Source organism: Edaphobacter acidisoli (assembly GCF_014642855.1).
GTDB classification, from domain to species: domain Bacteria; phylum Acidobacteriota; class Terriglobia; order Terriglobales; family Acidobacteriaceae; genus Edaphobacter; species Edaphobacter acidisoli.
The window spans coordinates 2179466-2198781 of sequence record NZ_BMJB01000001.1; the positions used below are offsets into that span (position 1 = coordinate 2179466).

The 19316-nt window shown below is 60.1% G+C and carries 13 protein-coding genes; 11 read left to right on the forward strand and 2 right to left on the reverse strand.

Annotation, left to right across the window (positions count from 1 at the left end; genetic code table 11):
- The first annotated feature begins 8 nt into the window (after positions 1-8).
- The 3 genes from IEX36_RS08805 to bamD all read left to right on the forward strand — a co-directional run bounded on the left by IEX36_RS08805 (position 9) and on the right by bamD (position 4018).
- Positions 9-1373, forward strand: coding sequence for a UvrB/UvrC motif-containing protein (locus IEX36_RS08805; RefSeq protein ID WP_188758971.1), 1365 nt, complete (start codon positions 9-11; stop codon positions 1371-1373).
- 43 nt (positions 1374-1416) lie between these two features.
- Positions 1417-2139, forward strand: a complete 723-nt coding sequence (rpe, locus tag IEX36_RS08810) for a ribulose-phosphate 3-epimerase (protein ID WP_188758972.1) — start codon at positions 1417-1419, stop codon at positions 2137-2139.
- Positions 2140-2221: 82 nt separating this feature from the next.
- On the forward strand, positions 2222-4018 hold the full coding sequence (gene bamD, locus IEX36_RS08815; protein WP_188758973.1) for an outer membrane protein assembly factor BamD: 1797 nt from the start codon (positions 2222-2224) through the stop codon (positions 4016-4018).
- A gap of 84 nt (positions 4019-4102) precedes the next feature.
- Here bamD and IEX36_RS08820 read toward each other — a convergent pair whose 3' ends face one another.
- Complete coding sequence (locus IEX36_RS08820) at positions 4103-4597, reverse strand: bactofilin family protein (RefSeq protein ID WP_188758974.1); 495 nt, start codon at positions 4595-4597, stop codon at positions 4103-4105.
- Positions 4598-4721: 124 nt separating this feature from the next.
- Between IEX36_RS08820 and IEX36_RS08825 the strand changes: the two genes are divergently transcribed.
- The 8 genes from IEX36_RS08825 (at position 4722) to IEX36_RS08860 (ending at position 15348) form a co-directional block, all read left to right on the forward strand.
- Positions 4722-7541, forward strand: coding sequence for a valine--tRNA ligase (locus tag IEX36_RS08825; protein ID WP_188758975.1), 2820 nt, complete (start codon positions 4722-4724; stop codon positions 7539-7541).
- A 66-nt stretch (positions 7542-7607) separates the two neighbouring features.
- Positions 7608-8492, forward strand: coding sequence for a carboxylating nicotinate-nucleotide diphosphorylase (gene nadC / locus IEX36_RS08830; RefSeq protein ID WP_188758976.1), 885 nt, complete (start codon positions 7608-7610; stop codon positions 8490-8492).
- A gap of 9 nt (positions 8493-8501) precedes the next feature.
- A complete protein-coding gene (locus IEX36_RS08835) occupies positions 8502-9308 on the forward strand; it encodes a biotin--[acetyl-CoA-carboxylase] ligase (RefSeq protein ID WP_188758977.1) in 807 nt (268 codons plus the stop codon).
- Positions 9309-9317: 9 nt separating this feature from the next.
- Complete coding sequence (locus tag IEX36_RS08840) at positions 9318-10124, forward strand: type III pantothenate kinase (protein WP_188758978.1); 807 nt, start codon at positions 9318-9320, stop codon at positions 10122-10124.
- A 27-nt stretch (positions 10125-10151) separates the two neighbouring features.
- A complete protein-coding gene (locus IEX36_RS08845) occupies positions 10152-10859 on the forward strand; it encodes a hypothetical protein (RefSeq protein ID WP_188758979.1) in 708 nt (235 codons plus the stop codon).
- Positions 10856-12163, forward strand: a complete 1308-nt coding sequence (rlmD, locus tag IEX36_RS08850) for a 23S rRNA (uracil(1939)-C(5))-methyltransferase RlmD (protein WP_188758980.1) — start codon at positions 10856-10858, stop codon at positions 12161-12163. Before IEX36_RS08845 ends, rlmD begins: the two co-directional genes overlap by 4 nt.
- Before the next feature lie 35 nt (positions 12164-12198).
- Positions 12199-15033, forward strand: coding sequence for a ComEC/Rec2 family competence protein (locus IEX36_RS08855; protein WP_229668821.1), 2835 nt, complete (start codon positions 12199-12201; stop codon positions 15031-15033).
- 39 nt (positions 15034-15072) lie between these two features.
- Positions 15073-15348, forward strand: a complete 276-nt coding sequence (locus IEX36_RS08860) for a hypothetical protein (protein WP_188758981.1) — start codon at positions 15073-15075, stop codon at positions 15346-15348.
- 124 nt (positions 15349-15472) lie between these two features.
- On the opposite strand, the gene IEX36_RS08865 is transcribed toward IEX36_RS08860, so the two are convergent.
- Positions 15473-19225 carry a TonB-dependent receptor gene (locus IEX36_RS08865; protein ID WP_188758982.1) on the reverse strand — a complete coding sequence of 1251 codons (3753 nt, stop codon included), beginning with the start codon at positions 19223-19225 and terminating at the stop codon, positions 15473-15475.
- Positions 19226-19316: the final 91 nt, after the last annotated feature.

Consider the following 19316-nt stretch of genomic DNA (forward strand, 5'->3'; position numbering starts at 1 on the left):
CGTCTACAATGCTGACTGTGGCAACGACGTTCCACTTCGACCAGACCATCAGCTTTACGCCCGAGCAGGCGAGAGAACTTCTCAGCTCAATCCCAGCAAAGCCGGGCGTCTTCGCGCTGTGCGGGGCGCGCGCGGAAGACCAGCCTTACCTGACCCGCACCGCCGACCTCCGCCGCCGGATGCGCCGCCTGCTCGATCCGCCCGAATCGCAGTCGAAGCGTCTGAACCTTCGCGACAAGGTCGCGCGTATTGAATACACCGTCACCGGCTCCGAGTTCGAGTCGCAACTGGTCCTCTATCAGGCCGCTGCGGCGCTGCTCGGACACACCGAGGCCCGACGTCGCCTCAAGCTTCACACTCCCTACTTCCTGCGCATCACCATGGCGAACGCGCACCCTCGCGTCTACACAACCAATCGGCTTTCAAAGCGCGGCCTCGCCGAGATGTACGGCCCGTTCCCCTCGCGGCTTGCGGCCGAGCGTTACTCCGACGCCGTGCTCGATCTCTTCAAACTGCGCCGCTGCGTTGAAGACCTCGAACCCTACCCCGAACATCCCGGGTGCGTCTACGGCGAGATGAAGAAGTGCCTTGAGCCCTGCAAGATGGCCTGCACCCCCGAGCAGTACGCCGCAGAATCCGAAGCCGTGAAGCGCTTCTTCGACACACGCGGCGAAAGCATGATCTCCGATCTCACCCGCCAGCGTGATGAGGCAGCACAGGAGATGGAATTCGAGCGCGCAGCCTCCATTCACGCGCAATGGCAGAAGGTAAAATCCGCGGTAGCCCAGGCCGACTGGCTCGTCCGCCCCATCCCCAACCTGCGTGCCATCATCGTGCAGGCGGCCGCTGAAGCCGCAGAGCAGAGCGAAGAGGCCGCACTGTTTCTGCTGAGTGGCGGATGCCTCTCCGGCCCTGCGCGCCTTTCCACATTAGGCGTCCGCGCGGTGCGCGAACAGACCAGCGTAGGCAGCTCACTCTTTGCGCAGCCGCTCATGCTTCAGGCCATTCCGCTCGAAGGTGAAGCATCTCCAGAAGATTCGCCCGAGGAGCGCGCGACCACCATCCTCGCCAGTCTCGAAGAAAAAGCATCCGAACCCGGAGACCTCAACCTGTTGAGCGACCATCTCTCGCTGCTGCGCCGCTGGTACTACCGCCCGGAGAAGCATCGCGCCGGCGAAATCTTCTTCCAGAACGCCGACGGCAACTGGCCCATCCGAAAGATTCTGCGAGGCGCGGCGCGCATGACGATCGGCGATCCTAAGCCCATAGCCGAAACCAACCGCGAAGCCGCAAAGGCAGCTAAGACGCGCATCCTGCACGAAGGCCGCCCCGACGTTGAAAAGACCGTGCCCGTCGTCAGCAAGCCGGAATAACGCCTCGTTTGCGCTGATAGACTTCCAACAAGGAGCAGAACTCTTGATCGAACTGGCATTTTCCATCCTTGCCGCAAACTTCGCGCACCTTGCCGATGAGATCCGCGCAGCCGAGCGCGGCGGAGGCACCATCGTCCACGTCGATGTCATGGACGGGCACTTTGTCCCCAACATCACCTTCGGCCCGCCGGTGGTCAAGGCCATCCGGCCCATCACGAAGCTGCCGCTCGACTGCCACCTGATGATCGAGAACCCCGACGCCTTCATCCCAGACTTCGCCGAGGCCGGGGCCGACATGATCAGCGTCCATCAGGAGGTCTGCCGCCACCTGCACCGCACGCTGCAACTCATTCAGCAGCACAAGGTACAGCCCGCCGTCGTCATCAACCCGGCCACGCCGGTTGAAACGCTCATCGAAGTCCTGCCCATGGTCCACCACGTACTGGTCATGAGCGTCAATCCCGGCTTCGGAGGCCAGCAGTTTCTGCCACTTGCGCTCGACAAAATCGCATATCTGGCCGAACTCCGCGAAGCCATGGGCCTGAACTTCCGCATCGAAGTCGACGGCGGCGTCGCTCACGACACGGTTGCCCGCGTCGTCGAAGCAGGAGCGGACATGCTCGTCGCCGGATCGGCCGTCTTCAGCCCCGGCAAGACCACGCAAAACGCACGCGAATTGCTGAAACTGGCACGCGCAGCCGGACCCAAAGAAAGCAGCCACGCAAAAGGCCGCAAATCAAAGGCTCGCAAGTCCGGCAAACAGTAGGACAAGGCCCGCCGGAACGTCTAAAATAGTACGAAGCCTGAGCGCAGGTCTGCGCGAGGCCAAATTGGGGTTTACAGTGTCGATGACTCACCGTTCCTTCTTCCCAACTGTGCGCGCCAGCGTTCTCGCTGGACTCGTAACCGCAGCCATGCTCGCAGCCCCGATCGCCGCAACAGCGCAGGTCACAGGTTCATCGCAGACCACCACCGACGCCAACGGTCAGCAGCACGAATCGGTCACGCTAACGGCTACGAAGCCTTCGAAGAAGAGCAAGAAGGAGAGCAAGGCCGACAAGGTCGTCCAGTCCAAAGACACCAAGCGCGAGTTGCGCAAGGAGCGCAAGCTCAACCCACAGGCAGCCGAAGACGCAAAGCTTCCAGATAAAGAGCTCTACGATAAAGCGCAGTACGCGATGAAAAAGGGCCGCTTCGACGTAGCCCGCCTCGACCTCCAGACCCTGCTGAACACCTATCCCGACTCGCAGTATCAGATGCGCGCCAAACTCGCTGTCGCCGATAGCTGGTATCGGGAGGGTGGCACCGCCGCGCTCACACAGGCCGAGTCCGAGTACAAGGACTTCATCACCTTCTTCCCCAACGCCCCCGAGGCCGCCGAAGCCCAGATGCGTGTCGGCGACATCTACTTCCGTCAGATGGACAAGCCTGACCGTGACTACTCCAAGGCCACGCACGCGGAAGAAGAGTACCGTTTGATGATCCAGCAGTTCCCCGACTCGCCGCTTGTTCCGCAGGCCAAACAGCGCCTGCGCGAAGTGCAGGAAGTTCTGGCCACGCGCGAGTCAGAGATCGGCACCTTCTATGCTTCGCACAATAATTGGCCAGCGACCATCGCCCGGTATCAGACCGTTATAGACACGTACCCTGAGTTCAGCCACATGGACGAGGTGTTGATCGGTCTCGGCGATGCCTACGAAGCCGAAGCAAACTACGCCCGCTCACTTCACTTGCCCGAAGCGGCCAAGGCAAAGCTCGAGCAGGACTACGATGGCAAGGCTGCTGCCGCATACCGCAAGGTAGTGTTGGAGCACTCCGCTGCGCCTCACGTCGAAGACGCACGCGACCGTCTCGCAGCGATGAACCTGCCCATCCCGACACCCACGCCGGAACAGGTCGCTACCAGCGTTGCTCTTGAAAACAGCCGCCGCAGCTACCGCCTCGAAGACCGCGCCAAACTGCTGTTTTTGCATGAGCCGGACGTAGTGATGGCAGCCCGTCAGGGCGATCCGTCGCTTAGCGACCCTAAACCCACGATCGCGCCCGACATCACCCGCGGTATCATCAGCGATTTCAAGGACGCGCTGAATCCGCCCAAGACCGAGGCAGCGGCTCCAGCGCCCGCACAGCCACAGACTGCTGCCGCTCCTGCGCAAACGCCCGCTCAATCTGCTGCGACACCTACTGCACCCGCCACCCCAGCAGCGCCGCTTTCGTTCCAGAACATACCGACCGAATCCGGTGTCGACACCAACTCATCAGCTGTCGACACAGCTGTTCCAGGCAACGGGACTGGAACCTCGACAGTGGCCCCGGCAACCTCTTCACCAGCCGGAGCGCCCGGAGCCTCAATGGGCGTCCAGATCATTACGCCGTCCTCTGCTCCAGCAGCCGCACCCGCTACTTCCGGCGCTGACACCGGCGGCCTGAAGGCCGTTGGCCCTCCCGACGCAACCCCGCTACCTGCGATCGAGAAGCCAACCGCAGCACCTGACACCGTCAACACCATTCAACCCGGCACGCAGCCTGCGGCTCAGCAACCCAATCCAAACGGCAAGAAGACCAAGCCGGAGTTCGACAAGGGTGACGAGTCCTCCAGTAAGCACCCCAAGAAAAAGGGCCTGAAGAAGCTCAACCCATTCTGAGGAAACGCAGAACAAAAGAAATAAAGAGCGGGATGGTTCTCCATCCCGCTCTTTATTTGCCTCTCTATACCTCTGCCGCTTGATTCAATATCGCCGTACCCCTGGGTATTGTGCATACGCATATCGCTGCCGCCTGACCAGATAAACAATCAGCCAGATTATTCCAATCAAGAACAGCAGCGGTGCAAACGGCACCAGCAACCATGCACGCCCCGGCAAGATGGATCTTGATCCGTGAATCATCGCGTCCGGAGCCAGGTTTGCGCTTCCCGCCACAACGGCGACATCGCCGCCAACCTCTGACCCATCGCTCATATTCAGGTCTCCACCAACCACAGCCACATCGCCTTTGATGCTATGGTCCGAGTCCACTGTAAGGCTTCCCAGCACTACGGCGACATCGCCTTTCACGTCGCCGTGAACATGCACCGAGCAGAACACGCAGGCAATATCACCAGCCGTCTCGTTTTCCTGAACCGTAATATCTCCCCCCACGCTCGCGCGATCCTCCGAGGCCATGGCCAGGAGCGGCGTTGCAACATAGAGCAGGAGAGAAGCGGCAAGCAACCATCTGGGCATCGGAGAGACCTCGTCAGGGGCTTTGAACACCGGCAAAAATTGCATCGAAGCATCGTCAACAGCCTTACAGAGCGGCTTCGGGCAGCAAATAGGCGGCGCTAGGATGCTACCCTTAAACAACACCATGAGTCACGAACTGCCAAAAGCATACGATCCGTCTGTCATCGAAGAGCGATGGGCCGAATACTGGGTGCGTGAACAGCTTTTCCACGTCGCCACTCCTACGGATACGAAGAACGCGAACGATAAGTTCACCATCCTGCTGCCGCCGCCCAACGTCACCGGCCGTCTGCACATGGGCCACATGCTCAACCAGACCGAGATGGACATCCTCACACGCTGGCATCGTATGCGGGGCGAAACCGCACTCTGGGTCCCTGGCACCGACCATGCAGGCATCGCCACGCAGATGATGGTCGAGCGCCAGCTTGCTACCGAAGGCACCTCCCGTCAGCAACTTGGCCGCGAGGCGTTCGTCGCCCGCGTGTGGGACTGGCGCGAGCACTACGGCGGCGCCATCCTCGGCCAGATGAAGCGGCTCGGCGCATCCGTCGACTGGTCGCGCGAGTACTTCACCATGGACGACCGGCTCTCTATCGCAGTCAAAGAGGCCTTCGTGCGCCTGTGGGAGCAGGGTCTCATCTACCGCGGAGCCTACATCGTCAACTGGGATCCAGTTCTCAAGACCGCCGTCAGCGATCTCGAAGTCACCCACGAGGAGCGCCAGGGCAAGCTCTACCATATTCGCTATCCGCTCGTTGACGGCACCGGCTCCATTACCATCGCCACCACGCGGCCTGAGACTCTGCTGGGTGACACAGCGGTCGCGGTCAATCCGAACGACGAGCGTTACAAGGCGCTGATCGGTAAAAAAGTCCGCGTACCGCTCACCGGCGTTAACGGCGGGCCCGACCGCGAGGTGCCCATCATTGCCGACGACTGGGCGAACCCCGAGTTCGGTACCGGCGCAGTCAAAGTCACGCCTGCGCACGATCCCAACGACTTCGCCATCGGCCAGCGGCATAAGCTGCCCTCGCTGACCATCCTCGACGAGACTGCCCACGTGCTGCTGCCGGGCTCGCCGTATCACGCGCTCGACCGCTACGCCGCGCGCGAAAAGCTCGTCGCCGACCTCGAAACAGCAGGCCTGCTCGCTGGCATCAAGGACCACTCACTCGCCATTGGCGTCAGCCAGCGCACCGGCGCAGTCATCGAGCCGCGCCTCTCCGACCAGTGGTTCATCGCCGTCAACAAGAAACCGATGAACGGCGAATACTCCATCGCACAGAACGCCATCAACGCCGTCGAATCGCAGAATGGCAAAGACCCGGCCATCAAATTCACGCCGGAGATGTACAAGAAGATTTATCTCGAATGGATGACGAACATTCACGACTGGTGCATCTCACGTCAGCTCTGGTGGGGCCATCGTATTCCCGCGTGGCACTGCGCCGCGTGCAAAGAGATCACCGTCGCGCGCGAGACCCCCACGCACTGCCGGCACTGCAACTCCAGCGAAATCACCCAGGAGACCGACGTGCTCGACACGTGGTTCTCCTCGGGCCTCTTGCCGTTCACCGTTTTCGGCTGGCCAGGTGATGGAAGTCAGAAGCCCACACCCGATCTCGCCGCCTTCTACCCCACGCAACTTCTCGTAACCGGCTTCGACATCCTCTTCTTCTGGGTCGCGCGCATGATCATGCTTGGGTGTCACTTCATGCTCGACGTACCCATGCCCGACGGCTCGAAGCGCGAGTTGAAAGACTCCGTTCCCTTCCGCGAGGTCTACATCCACGGCCTGGTCCGCGACGCCAACCGCGAGAAGATGTCCAAGACCAAGGGCAACGTCATCAACCCCATCGAGATCGTCGAAAAGTACGGCACCGATGCCGTGCGCTTCACACTGGCCAGCATGGCATCGCCTGGCACAGACATCGCATTCAGCGAAGCCCGCACCGAAGGCTACCGCGCCTTTGCCAACAAGATATGGAACGCCGCACGATTCCTCTTCATGCAACTCGACGCCGCCGAGAATGCCGGTTATACAGTCGATCCCGCCAAAACCATCGGCGAAGTAACGGCGAGTCTCCCAGACAACACGCCCCTCGAAACCCGCTGGATATTCTCTCGCCTCAGCGCGGTCTCCAATGAAGTGGCCCGCGCACTCGCAGCGTACCGCTTCGACGAAGCCGCCAGCGCCGTCTATCAATTCTTCTGGGGCGAGTTCTGCGACTGGTATCTCGAACTGGTCAAACTTCGCCTTGACTTCGGCGACAATCATCAGAAAAACGAGGTCACGGCACTCACGCTGTCTTCTCTCGTGACGGTTTTCGAGAGCGCCCTGCGTCTGCTCTCGCCGTTCATGCCGTTCCTCACCGAAGAGGTCTGGCACGCGCTCTACAACAACCAGACGCCAGCGAAATCCATCGCGCTCACTTGCTATCCGCAGGCCGGAGACTTCCCTGCCGACGCAGCCGCCGAAACCACAATGAAGACGCTGCAGGACCTGATCGTCACTGTCCGTGCCCTGCGCAAGGAACTGGGCGTCCCCGAAAAGGAGGCAGCTCCGATTCAGCTTCACGCAAGCAACCGCGTCAACGCCCTGGTCGACGCCAGCCAGGACATGCTCGCGCGCCTCGCCCGCGTCCAAGCCGTTGAATTCGTTGGCACACCGCTTACCGGATCAAACGCACGCAGCACAGCCGACTTCGACGTGGCCGTCCTTTACGAGCGTCAGATCGACGTGGCCGCCGAACGCGAACGTCTGACCAAAGAGCTTGCTAAGTTCGAAAAAGGTCTCGCAGCCGCCGAAAAGCAGCTCGGCAACGAAGCCTTCATGGCTAAAGCCCCGGCGCATATCGTGGATGGCCTGCGCAAGCAGTCTGCTGAAACGCGAATGCTTCACGAAAAGGCCAAAACTGCTCTGGAGGCACTGCCGAAGTAGCGTCGTCTTCAAAAAACAGGTTGAGCATTGCACGCAAGTTGTGCCTAAGATTGCCTAGGACCGCACATGGACTGGAACAGCAAAAAAATCCGCACCATCCTCGAAGCCGCGCTCGCCGAAGACAAGGTGGCCAACGACGTCACAACGACGCTCACCATCAACCCCACGCTCCGCGCCTCCGGCACCATCATCGCCAAGGAGCCCTGCGTCGTCTCCGGCCTCGGCGCTATTCCGGTTATCCTCGACATCTTCGGCAAGATGAACCCCAACTCCGTCGGCCGCTTCCAGGTCGTCAGCCATCCCGAGATCTTCGACGGCGTCCGCGTCAAGAAAGGCCAGTCGCTCGCGGTCATTCGCCACAACGCCGCCGCGTTGCTCTCGACCGAGCGCGTCATCCTGAACCTGATGCAGCGCATGTGTGGCATCGCCACGCTGACCAACGAGTTCGTCAAAGCCGTCGCGGGCACAAAGACAAAAGTGCTCGACACCCGCAAGACCATCCCCGGTCTGCGTGTGCTCGACAAATACGCCGTCTCGTGCGGCGGCGGCGTCAACCACCGCCTCGACCTGCAGGACGGCATCCTCATCAAGAACAACCACATCTCGCTCGGCGGCGGCCTGCCCACCGTACTCGAGCGCGCGCTCAAATGGCACAAGACCGGCCAGATCGTGCAGGTCGAGGTCCGCAACCAGGCTGAACTCGACCAGGCAATCGCTGGCGGAGCCGAGTCCATTCTGCTCGACAACATGACCCCGGCGCAGACAAAGAAGGCCGTCAAACAAATCCGCGGCGAGCTGCCCAAGGCAAGCATCGAATCCTCCGGGAGCATGAACCTCAAGACCATCCGCAAATATGCGCTGGCAGGCGTTGACTTCATCTCCGTCGGCGCGCTCACGCACTCGGCCACCGCCGTCGACCTGAGCATGCGCATCACAGCAGACTTGTACTAGGAACCGCGCGTGTTCGATCTGGACAAAGTTGAAGCAGGAATCACCGGAACCGAATTCGCAGGCCGCATCACGCATTACCCTTCAGTCGAATCAACCAGCACTCTCGCGCTCGAAACCGCTCAGGCAGGCGCGAAAGCCGGAGTCTGGGTTGCCGACGAACAGACCGCAGGTCGCGGTCGCGGGGGTCACACCTGGCACTCCACCGCAGGCGACGGCCTCTACGTCAGCGCACTCGTCACGCCACCCATTCCCATGAACATGGCCATGTGGATCCCACTGGCGACAGGACTTGCAACACAAGCAGCCATTCATAGCGTGACCGGGATGTCAGTTGATATCCGCTGGCCGAACGATCTACTCCTTAACCGAAAAAAGTGCGGTGGCATCCTTGTTGAAAGCGCGTCCTCCGCGAATACGGCCGCGGAGTCGCCGATGCTCCGGTATGCAGTCATCGGAGTCGGCATCAACCTGAACCACGTGGCCTTTCCGCCGGAGATTGAACCGCTGGCCACGTCGCTGCGCAAAGAAAGCGGTGCGACGGTATCGAGAGACGACCTTCTCATCTCGCTTCTGCGCTCGCTTGACAAAGAGATCAGCCTGCTGGCGCGGCAATACCAAGGCATCCACAACGGCCCCGGCCTGCTTGAACGATTCACCGCAGCCTCTACCTGGATCAAAAGCAAGCACGTCCACGTCGATGAAGACGGCGGCTATACTGGCATCACGGACGGGCTGGATTCACGCGGATTTTTGCGCATCCGCTCGGACGATGGGACCACACGAACCGTGCTCTCTGGCGGCGTCCGCGAGATTTGAGGAGACCAGATGCTACTGGCAATTGACGTTGGCAACACAAACACGGTGCTGGGCCTGTATAAGCTGGCCAGCAGCACAGGCGAAGCCGAGCTGGTAGCCAACTGGCGCATCACCACACCCTCGCGCCAGACGACCGACGAGTTCGGAGTCATGCTGCGCAGTCTCTTCGGCTTGCGCGGCCTCGATATGACCGCCGTGGACGGAATCGCCATCGCCTCCGTCGTGCCGCCGCTCGATTCCATGTTGAGGCAGGTCTGCGAGGTCTACTTCAAGATCAAACCACTGATGATTGAACCCGGCGTCAAAACCGGCCTACCCGTGCTGACCGACAACCCAAGCGACGCCGGCGCAGACCGCATCGTCGACTGCGTCGCCGCGTTTGAAAAGTTCGGTGGCCCCTGCATCGTCGTGGACATGGGTACAGCCACCACCTTCGATGTTGTCTCAAAAAAAGGCGAGTTCCTCGGCGGAGCCATCGCGCCCGGCCTCGGCATCTCTGCCGAAGCGCTCTTCGCTCGCGCTGCCCGTCTGTCGCGCGTCGACATCAAAAAGCCCACCAAGGTCATCGGCACCGGCACCGTAGATAACATGCAGATCGGCCTCTACTACGGCTACATTGGCCTTGTCGACGGCATCTTAGAACGCATGATCGCCGAGCTTGGCCCCGAGACCAAAACCGTCGCCACCGGCGGTTTGGCAAAACTGATCGCCTCCGGCTCAAAGTACATCGGCGCAGTCGATGAGATGTTGACGCTGACCGGCCTCCGCATCATCTACGAGCGCAACCTCGAACGCCAGAAGAAGCGCGGCGCCTAACTTATCCCCATAGCCTTCGATGGGCAGATGCGAAACTACTTCAACTACTTCACCGAAATCGAAGAGCGATTCCAGCAGCGCCGCGGAACCCTGCTGATGCTCACAACGCTCGACTGGGCCTTGATCGAAACCTGGCGCGAAGCAGGCGTGCCACTCGAAGCAGTGCTGCGCGGCATCGACAACGCCTTCGACAAGCACGACGCCAAAGCGCTCCGCGGCACACGCCGCGTGCAGAAGGTCAACGGCCTTGCCTGGTGCGCACAGAGCGTCATGGAGGCCGTCGAACAGGCGATGGAAGCAGCCATCGGCACGCAGAAGCAGGAAGCAGCTGAAAGCGGCTTCGAAGCCGAACGCATCAGCCGCTACCTCACCACAAACGCGACGCAGATCGAAGCCACGCAGATCGACCCGCCAGCCGACAAAGTCGCTGCAGAGATCACCTCACGCCTCCGTGCGCTCGCACTCGGCATCCGCGAAGAGCCCGCGCACTCACTCGAAGAACTCGACCGCACCCTCACTGCACTCGAAGAGAAACTCTTCGCCGCGCTGCTCACCGCCACTGCCGAAGAAGAACTCGTGGCCCTGCACGAACAGGCCACGCGCGAGCTAGCACCTTACCGCGGCAAGATGCAGGCTGTGCAGATTAAGCAGGTGCAGCAGCAGTTCATCCAGAAGCGCCTGCTGGAGGCGCGCGGACTGCCACGCCTGAGCCTTTTCTACATGGGCCACGAATGAAACTCCGCATCGAAAAACCCGTATACGGTGGCGCGGGACTTGCTCACCAGACCGAAGGCAAAGACACAGGCCGAGCAGTGTTTGTACCCTTCACCCTTCCCGGCGAACTGATTGAAGCAAACATAACCGAGAAAAGCACCGGCCACGATGAAGCCGCACTGCTGCATGTCCTCGAACCATCGCCAAACCGCGTGAAGCCCGAGTGCCCACACTTTGGCCAGTGTGGAGGCTGCCAGTACCAGCACGCGGACTACCCTGCGCAATTCGCCATAAAACAGGAAATCCTGCGCGAGACATTGGAACGAGCAGGGATCGTCGGGCTTCCAGAAATCACCGTTCACTCCGCAGAGCCCTGGCGCTACCGAAACCGTATCCGCCTGCGCATCAACTCGGCAAACGGATCGCTGGAGGGCGGCTACAACCGCCGTGGCACCAACGAATTTCTCCCCATTCAACACTGCCCCATTGCCGCGCCGCTTCTCTGGCGCGCAGCACTCGCTTTCAAAGAAATCGGCGCGGAAGCCTCCGCAGCAGGACGATGTGCACGCGAGGCCGTCGAAGTTGAGTTCTTCTGCTCCGACGGCGAGAAGAAGTTGCAGATGACAGTATTCACTGCCAAAGAACATGCAGGCGGATTTGGTGAACTCTGCGAGCGGCTGCACAGCGTCGTACCAGAGCTCGCAGGCGCAGCCCCCGCCGTCATCATCGGCAAAGCGCAATCCCGCAAAGCACAAAAGACCAAGCCGCTTACAGGCTGGGGCACTGACGGTTTCCTCTATTCCGTTGCCGGCGAAGACTACTGGGTCAACCGAGGCAGCTTCTTCCAGATGAACCGCTTCCTCATCGACAAGATGGTCCATGTCGTAACAAAACAGCGCACAGGCCAGCTTGCATGGGACCTCTACGCAGGTGTCGGCCTGTTCTCCCGTGCGCTTGCGCGAAGCTTCGAACAAGTCACAGCCATCGAAATCGCCGGAACCGACCTGGTCAGCACATTCAAAGGACCCGGGAAAAAAGCCATCACCTCTACAACGGCTGACTTCTTGCGCGCAGCATCAATTCAACGCGAGCGCCCCGAACTGGTCGTCATGGATCCTCCGCGCGCCGGTGTCGGCGCAGAAGTCTGCTCACTGCTCGCAAAGATTCAGCCACAACAGATCACCTACGTCTCCTGCGATCCAGTCACACTCGCCCGCGATGCTAAGGTGCTCCTCGACTCCGGCTACCATCTGACTGAGCTCCACTTGCTCGATATGTTCCCCCAAACCTTCCACATGGAGACGATAGCCGTCCTGAAACGATAAGCTGGTCCTAACGAAAGCGGTCGGCAGGCAGAGCAGTGAAGACCGAACATACAGAAAAACTCTCATCCCAACGCGAGCTGTGGAGCACGCTATGGCCCCGAGTAACGGTGGAGGCGCTCGAATTTCGTCGCGCGCCCGTGCTCGTGGCAGCCTGCTGGTTTGCCGCGGGAGAAGCGCTGACGCGCCGCTGGCTGCCCGCATCCGTCTTGCTGATCGCTCTCGTGCTGCTCTGCGGATTGCTTCTTCTCGCCCTGCGCCGCTCCTTGCGAATCGCCGCGTTCCCACTCGCAGCCGTTTGGATCGTCGTGGGTTTCTGGTGCGCCCAGATGCAACCTGCGCCCTCAACACAGCAGGCACTCCTGAGCTACACCGACGGCCTGAGCCGCACCGTAGTCGGCCGCGTAGTACGAGTACGCGAGCTTCCTCCACGCGCACCGGCAAAAGATCAGGACAAAGAACCCGGCTGGTGGGTTGGCAAAGAAGAGGCAGAAGCCGAGTCCGCCGTCGGCGCCGTCTCGCTCGACCTTCAGGTAGAAGAGATCGAGTACCTCACACCTGACATCTCGCGCCTCGTCCCCATAAGCGGAGGCGTGCGCGTCAACATCGTCGCCGACAAAGCACATCTCGGCGACACCAGCTTCCAAGCATTCCCTGAGTTTCACTGTGGCGACGTAGTCGAAGCGCCAATGCGCCTGCGCGAACCCGAGCGCTACCACGACCCCGGAGCATGGCAATACGCAGACTATCTGCTGGCGCAAGGCCTTGGCGCACATGCAACCGTTCGTGCCTCAAAGATATCCCTGCTCGGCAACGACGCCAGCGCACTTCCAGCTAAAGATGGAGGCGTGCGACTCGCGGACAAAGACTGGTCAGCCGAGATGCAATGCGAAGCTTATGCTGCACAAAGCTGGGCCTCATCACGCGTACTGCATTACGTGAACTCGCGCGCCAATCGCAGCCTGCCCGCAACGCTTCGCCTAAACACAGACGATGCAGGCATGCTGAACGCAATGCTCTTCGGAGACCGTGTAGGCCTGAACCAGACACTGCGCGTCGGCTTCGAACGCACCGGCTCATTTCATCTATTTGTCGTATCAGGAATGCACGTTGCTCTGCTAGCTGGGATCATCTTCTGGCTGACTCGACGTCTGCGCCTAGGCGAGTGGATAGCTACGCTCACCACGCTCGCATTCACCAGCGGCTACGCCATCCTGACCGGCTTCGGCGCGCCAGTCCAGCGCGCGCTGTTCATGACAGCCGTCTTCCTCATAGCGCGTCTGCTCTCGCGCGACCGCAATGTCCTGAACGCCCTTGGAGTGGCGGCGCTTGCCGTCCTTGTCTGGTCACCAAACGCACTCTTCGGCGCAAGCTTTCAGATGACCTTCCTCGCCATCATGGCGATTGCCGGCATCGCCGTGCCCCTCGGCGAGCGCAGTTTCCTGCCCTATGCACAAGCCGCGCGCAAGCTCGACGATGAGTGGCTGGACATCGCATTCGCCCCACCGCTACAGCAGTTCCGCGTGATGCTCCGCCTCTGGTGTGATCTCTTCGCTCAAGCATTCGGCCGCTGGTCGCGCAAGCTCCCGGCAACGGTCGCGCGCTGGACACTCTGGACGCTGGAGCTTGTGTTGATTGGCCTCGTCGTCGAGATGGTCATGGCGCTGCCAATGGCCATCTACTTCCACCGTGCAACCATGTTCGCCCTGCCCACGAACATGCTCAGCGTGCCGTTGGTTGCCATTCTCGCGCCAATGGCGATCGTAACATTCTGCGCCATGCTGTTAAACCCTTGGGCAGCGATACTGCCAGGGTCCGCCACTGCACTCCTTCTGCACGGAGTAACAACAGTAATTGGTCGCGTAAGCGCGGTCCACGCGGCGAACCTGCGCGTGCCTGCTCCAGTGTGGTGGATATCGGCACTGGCCGTGGCCGCTTGGGCCTTCTGCTGCTGGGCTGTGCGACGCTCACGAGGCTGGGCCTGGATCACAGTGGGGCTGCTCCCAGTAATAGTGGCTCTCGTTCTGTGGCCAGAGTCACAGATTGTTCCACGCGGAACATTGGAGGTAACAGCTATCGACGTCGGGCAAGGCGACTCTATCTTTGTCGCCGGACCCACCGGCAAGACCATGCTCATTGACGCTGGTGGCCCTGTCGGCGGCATTAACGAAGTCGCCGCGGCAACCAGCCGCTTTGATGTTGGCGAGGATGTTGTCTCCGCTTACCTCTGGTCTCGGCGAATCCGACACCTCGACATCCTGGTGCTGAGCCACGCACACAGCGACCACATGGGCGGAATGCCTGCCGTGATGCAAAACTTCCGCCCGCGCGAGCTGTGGGTCAGCATCGATCCCAACTCGGAGGCGTACCGTGCGTTGCTAACCGAAGCACAAGAGCTTGGCGTCACCGTGCGGCATTTTTACGCCGGAGCCCAGATGAGCTGGGACGGCACACAGATCATCGTGCTTGCTCCGCAGCCTGGTTACACCAACGGCGGCGAGCCGGTCAACGACGATTCGCTCGTGCTCAGAATGCAGTATGGCCGCTCGTCGGTGCTGCTCGAAGGCGACGCCGAAGCCCCCAGCGAAGACGCAATGCTGGCCAGCGGTCGCATGAGGCCGGTAACGCTCCTGAAAGTCGGCCACCACGGAAGCAAAACCTCGACCACACCCGCGTTCCTCGCCGCTGCTGACCCGAAAGATGCAGTGATTTCCGTCGGCAAAGGGAATACCTTTGGGCATCCTCGGTTCGAGGTGCTTCAGCGAATCGAGGACGAGCACGCGCGGCTCTACCGCACCGACGAGTTCGGCGCAACGACGTTTTTGTTGGACGAATTGGGAGGAATCCGCGAAGCTTCAGCAGCGTCCAATTAGTTAGTGTGTCTGGTAATGTGTCCCGAAATGGAGGGCCGGATGGAGCTCAACGAACGGAACCCCGAGGTGGTCGAGGTCAGCGCGGAGGAACGGGCCGAGGAGGCAAAGCTGATCCGCCGCATGCAGATGATGATGGGCATGGTCATGAGCGTGATCGCACAGGACGCCTCGCTTACAGTGGACGAAGCCGCCCAGATGATCGCCGACAGCCGCAAAGCCGCACTCGCTATGTTTCCAGACAAAGAGCTCGCCTACGACCTGATCTGGAAGCCGCGCTTCCAGCGCCTGATGCGCGAACGCTTCCGCATCATGTAACGCAGACTCCTTACACACTTCAACAGGTCAAAAGCCAACCGCGGATTGCCCGGATGACACGGATGAAGCACAAATCCGTGACAATCCGTTCAATCCGCGGTCGTTCTTATTGCGGTTTTGAAGGTTAGAACTCGAGACGCCCTGAAAGCTGAACATCTCGCGACTGATTGGTCTGATTGCTGACCTGTCCGAAGTTCGAGCTGCCAAAGGTAGTTCCAATTCCGCCAAACTGTGTGTGGTTGGTGACGTTGTACATATCGGCCTGGAGGCTCAGTCTGCTTGCTTCCGAAAGGTGCAGCGCGAAGCTACGACGGAGGCTGATGTCCACGTCGTAATTACCCGGGCCATAGATGTTGTAGGGCGCGGTGCGCGGCGCGTCGCCGAACATGTACGCCGGTGTCTGAATGAAGGTGTTCGGATCGATGAAGTTAATTTTGGTGTTCGCCGCCGTCACCCCATCACCCCATGCGCCATTGATGCGCGCCTTACCGCTGAAAGCCGGATTGTAGCTCGGCTCGCAGGTGCTTTGCGCCGGGTTGGTTCCGCAGGCAGATCCAGTGAGAGCCAGCGGTGAGCCGGAGTTCGCCTGGAAGATACCGGAGAACTTGAACCCTCCGAATACCGCGCGCTGCCACTCGTTGCTGGCCAGGATGGTCTTGCCAAAAGGCATGTCCCATACAGCGGTGAGCACCACATGGTGCGGCTGGTTGGACGTAGACACGGTACGTTCGATGGAGTCGGCCTTGTGGAATTTGCCATCCATCGCAAACTGGGCCGGTATGTCGTAGCCGGTGCGGAACGTGCCACCGTCATCGATCCCCCTGGACCAGGTGTAGTTGAGCATAAACGTGAGCCCGTGCGACGGCGCCTTCATCAATGAGACCTGCAACCCGTGGTAAATCGAATTTGCCACATTGCCATAGGTATCGCTGACACCGTAGAAGGGAAATGGTTTCAGCTCACTACCTAGTGACTGGCTCGAAGTGAACAGGCCCGCAGGTGCACAAGGTAAGCTGTTGGCGATGCAATAGGCATCGCGCGACGACCCCGTCAAACTTAGATTCGAATTAAGCGAAAGGTACTTGGGATCAAGCTGATTGGACCAGTAGCCACGCGGGTTGCCGCCGTCGGTGACGAGGAAGTGTCCCTCGGAGCCGACGTAGTTGATGCTGGACGTGAAGCTGCTCGTCCACTGGTGTTGGAAGCCGAAGCTCCAGTTGATGTACTGCGGGGCGCGTCCGCCAAGATACGGGTCCGCATAGCCAACGCCTGAAGGTGTACCGGTATATCCGGAGACGGTTGTATAGCCGGTCCCATATCCGTTACCGGAAGCTCTGCCGAGCGCGGGAGAGAACGACGGAATCGCCGTCTGCCCTGGTCCAAGAGGCGCAGTGGAGAGCAGGAAGCCGTTTGCCGAAAACGATGGCGCAGCGGAAAATCCAAGCGTTCCGGTACCTGTGCGCGAGTTGGCCGCGCCCCCGACGCCATTGCCATGCGTGTACATCACGCCATAGCTTGCGCGCCAAACCGTCTTAGGATCGCTCTGAAATGCCAGGCCAATACGTGGTCCTATGTTCTTATAAAAATTGTTGACCGGGGTCGAGCAGTTGCAGGTGTTTGCTCCGGTGCCACCATACTGAATTGCGCCGGGCAGGTTCGTGATGGGGTTCGTAAGCGTCGGATTGAAGAAACTTACGTTATTGTGGGCCTCGCGATAGGAGGGGTAGAAGTCGTACCGCAGCCCGAGATTGACGGTAAGGCGCGAGTTAACCTTCCAGTCGTCTTGAATATAAGGAGAAATCGCACGGAAGCGCGCCCCATACTCCGGAACAAGATACTGCGTAAAGCTGGCCTTATCAATCTGCCCCACCAGGAAGCTGGCATACGCCAGTCCCGTGCCCGACGTCGCCGCATATTTCGGCGAGGAGTTGCTCGAAGGCGTGATTGCCGCAGTCTCGGTAACGGCGTTCGCGAGCGTCAACGGAGTAACACCGCTATTGGCCGACAGCGTCTGATATTGCAGCCATGCGATCTGTCCGCCGATCGTCACAGAATGATTCCCTTTGACCCACTGCACGTTATCGAGCAGCGTGTATGAGTTTGCAATGGCAGCGGAAGCTGTCGTGCCAGCCCATTGGGTCGGGGCGTTCGTCCCGCTAAAGGTCGTAATCGGGAACGCCTCTTGCGCCTGCCCCGCAGGAAGATTGGTAATCCCCATGACGGACGCTGCGTAGGCTGCGTTCTGATCCGCATTGATCGTTGGCCCGTTATAACGTGCAAAGCCATACTTGAACTGGTTCACAACGTTAGGAGAGAAGACGTGCGTGTCTTCGATGATCCCCACAGCTGTCTTCGGCGCATAGGCCTGGCTGTAGTTGTAAGGCAACCCGGCGGTGTTGCGTCCGGCGGTCGTCTGCCCCACGGGAACGGAACTGCCCTGGCGTCCGATAGCCGCCGTCATAGTCAGGGTGTTCTTCGAGCTGAGCATGTAATCAATGCGATCGGTAGTCGACCAGTTCGACAGCCCCGAAGGATTGGCGGCAATGTAGTTGTTCTGCGGATTCTGATTTGCCAGCGTAGGGATGTAGCTCTGCATCTTCAGTGCAATCTGCGAAAACTCTCCGGCGGGGATTACGTTCTTCGGCCCAATCACCACGGGATTTCCGGCCGGGCCAGAGCCTGAGCCGGGACCAAAACCATACTGATAACGGCAAGGCCCGGTAGTGCTATTCGCCGTACAAGATGCCTGCGTGCTGGGGTCGTAGATGTTTGCACCCGCCGCGCTGAAGTCGCCATTTTGTTGGGCAACAGTTGGGAAGCTGACAGCCGTAGGCTTGGCGCTGGCGTAGCGGAAGCCGTTGTAGTTGCCAAAGAAGAAGAGCTTGTCCTTCCAGCTGCCAAGAGGAACCAGCGGGCCGCTCAACGCGATGCCATATTCGTTCTGGTGCTCAACCGGCTTGATTGGAAGTCCAGTCACAGGGCTGGTTGCCTGGAAGAAGCCCCAGGTATCGAGCGCAGTGTTGCGGAAGTACTCATAGACCGCACCGTGATACTTATTCCCGCCCTGCTTGACGGTGTAGTTCTGCACGCCCTGGCCTTCATAGAGCGCCGAATAACCGCTGGTCTGCACCTGAAACTGATTGACCGCATCCACCGAAATCGCAGTCCATACAAAGCGCGGATCGCCCTCACCTGAAGCCTGCGTAAACGGAATACCGTTGATGTACACCGCGCTGGCCGCACCGCGGCTGCCGGAGCCATTCACTACGCCCGTGTTCGTCGTCGCATTGCCGTTGGTCTCGTTGCCCTGCACACCGGGCATCAGCAGTGCAAAATCGGTCGCGCGGCGCTGATCTGGCTGGCCATAGGCGCCCATTTGAATAGGTAGAGCAGAGTACATCTCCTGCTCCATCGTTGCGCCGAGCGTAGCATTGCTGGTCTCAAGCGCAGGCGGAGCCGACGACACGGTGACACTCTGCGACTCAGTGCCAACCTGCAGGCTGATATTCACCGTCGCAACCTCAAGCGAGTTAACGTGAACGTTCTCCTGCTTGATTTGCTGAAAGCCCTGAGCCGTCACCGTGACTGTATAGATGTCGGCATCAAGAGGTGAAACCGAATAGTCGCCCGAGTTATTGCTCTTCGCCGTTACGCTGGTGCCGCGCGTGGTGGATGTGACCACGATAGTGGCATTGGAAACAACAGCTCCCGTAGGATCGGTCACGACACCGTTGATGGCGCCCTTACCAGCGAGCTGGGCCTTGGCAGGAAGTGTGAAAAACATGACCACGGCGGCCAGAACTGCGGCGAGGAACACGAAGCTCCGTGCGCGTGGCATGCCCGAAGGCACATGGTGCTCATTGCAATACATTGTCATCTTGACCTCTTCTGAAAAGGTTTTCCGCGTGAACCAAACAGGCGCGGTGCGGTAAAACTGTACGCTCTTTTGTTCTGACCTCATGACAGAA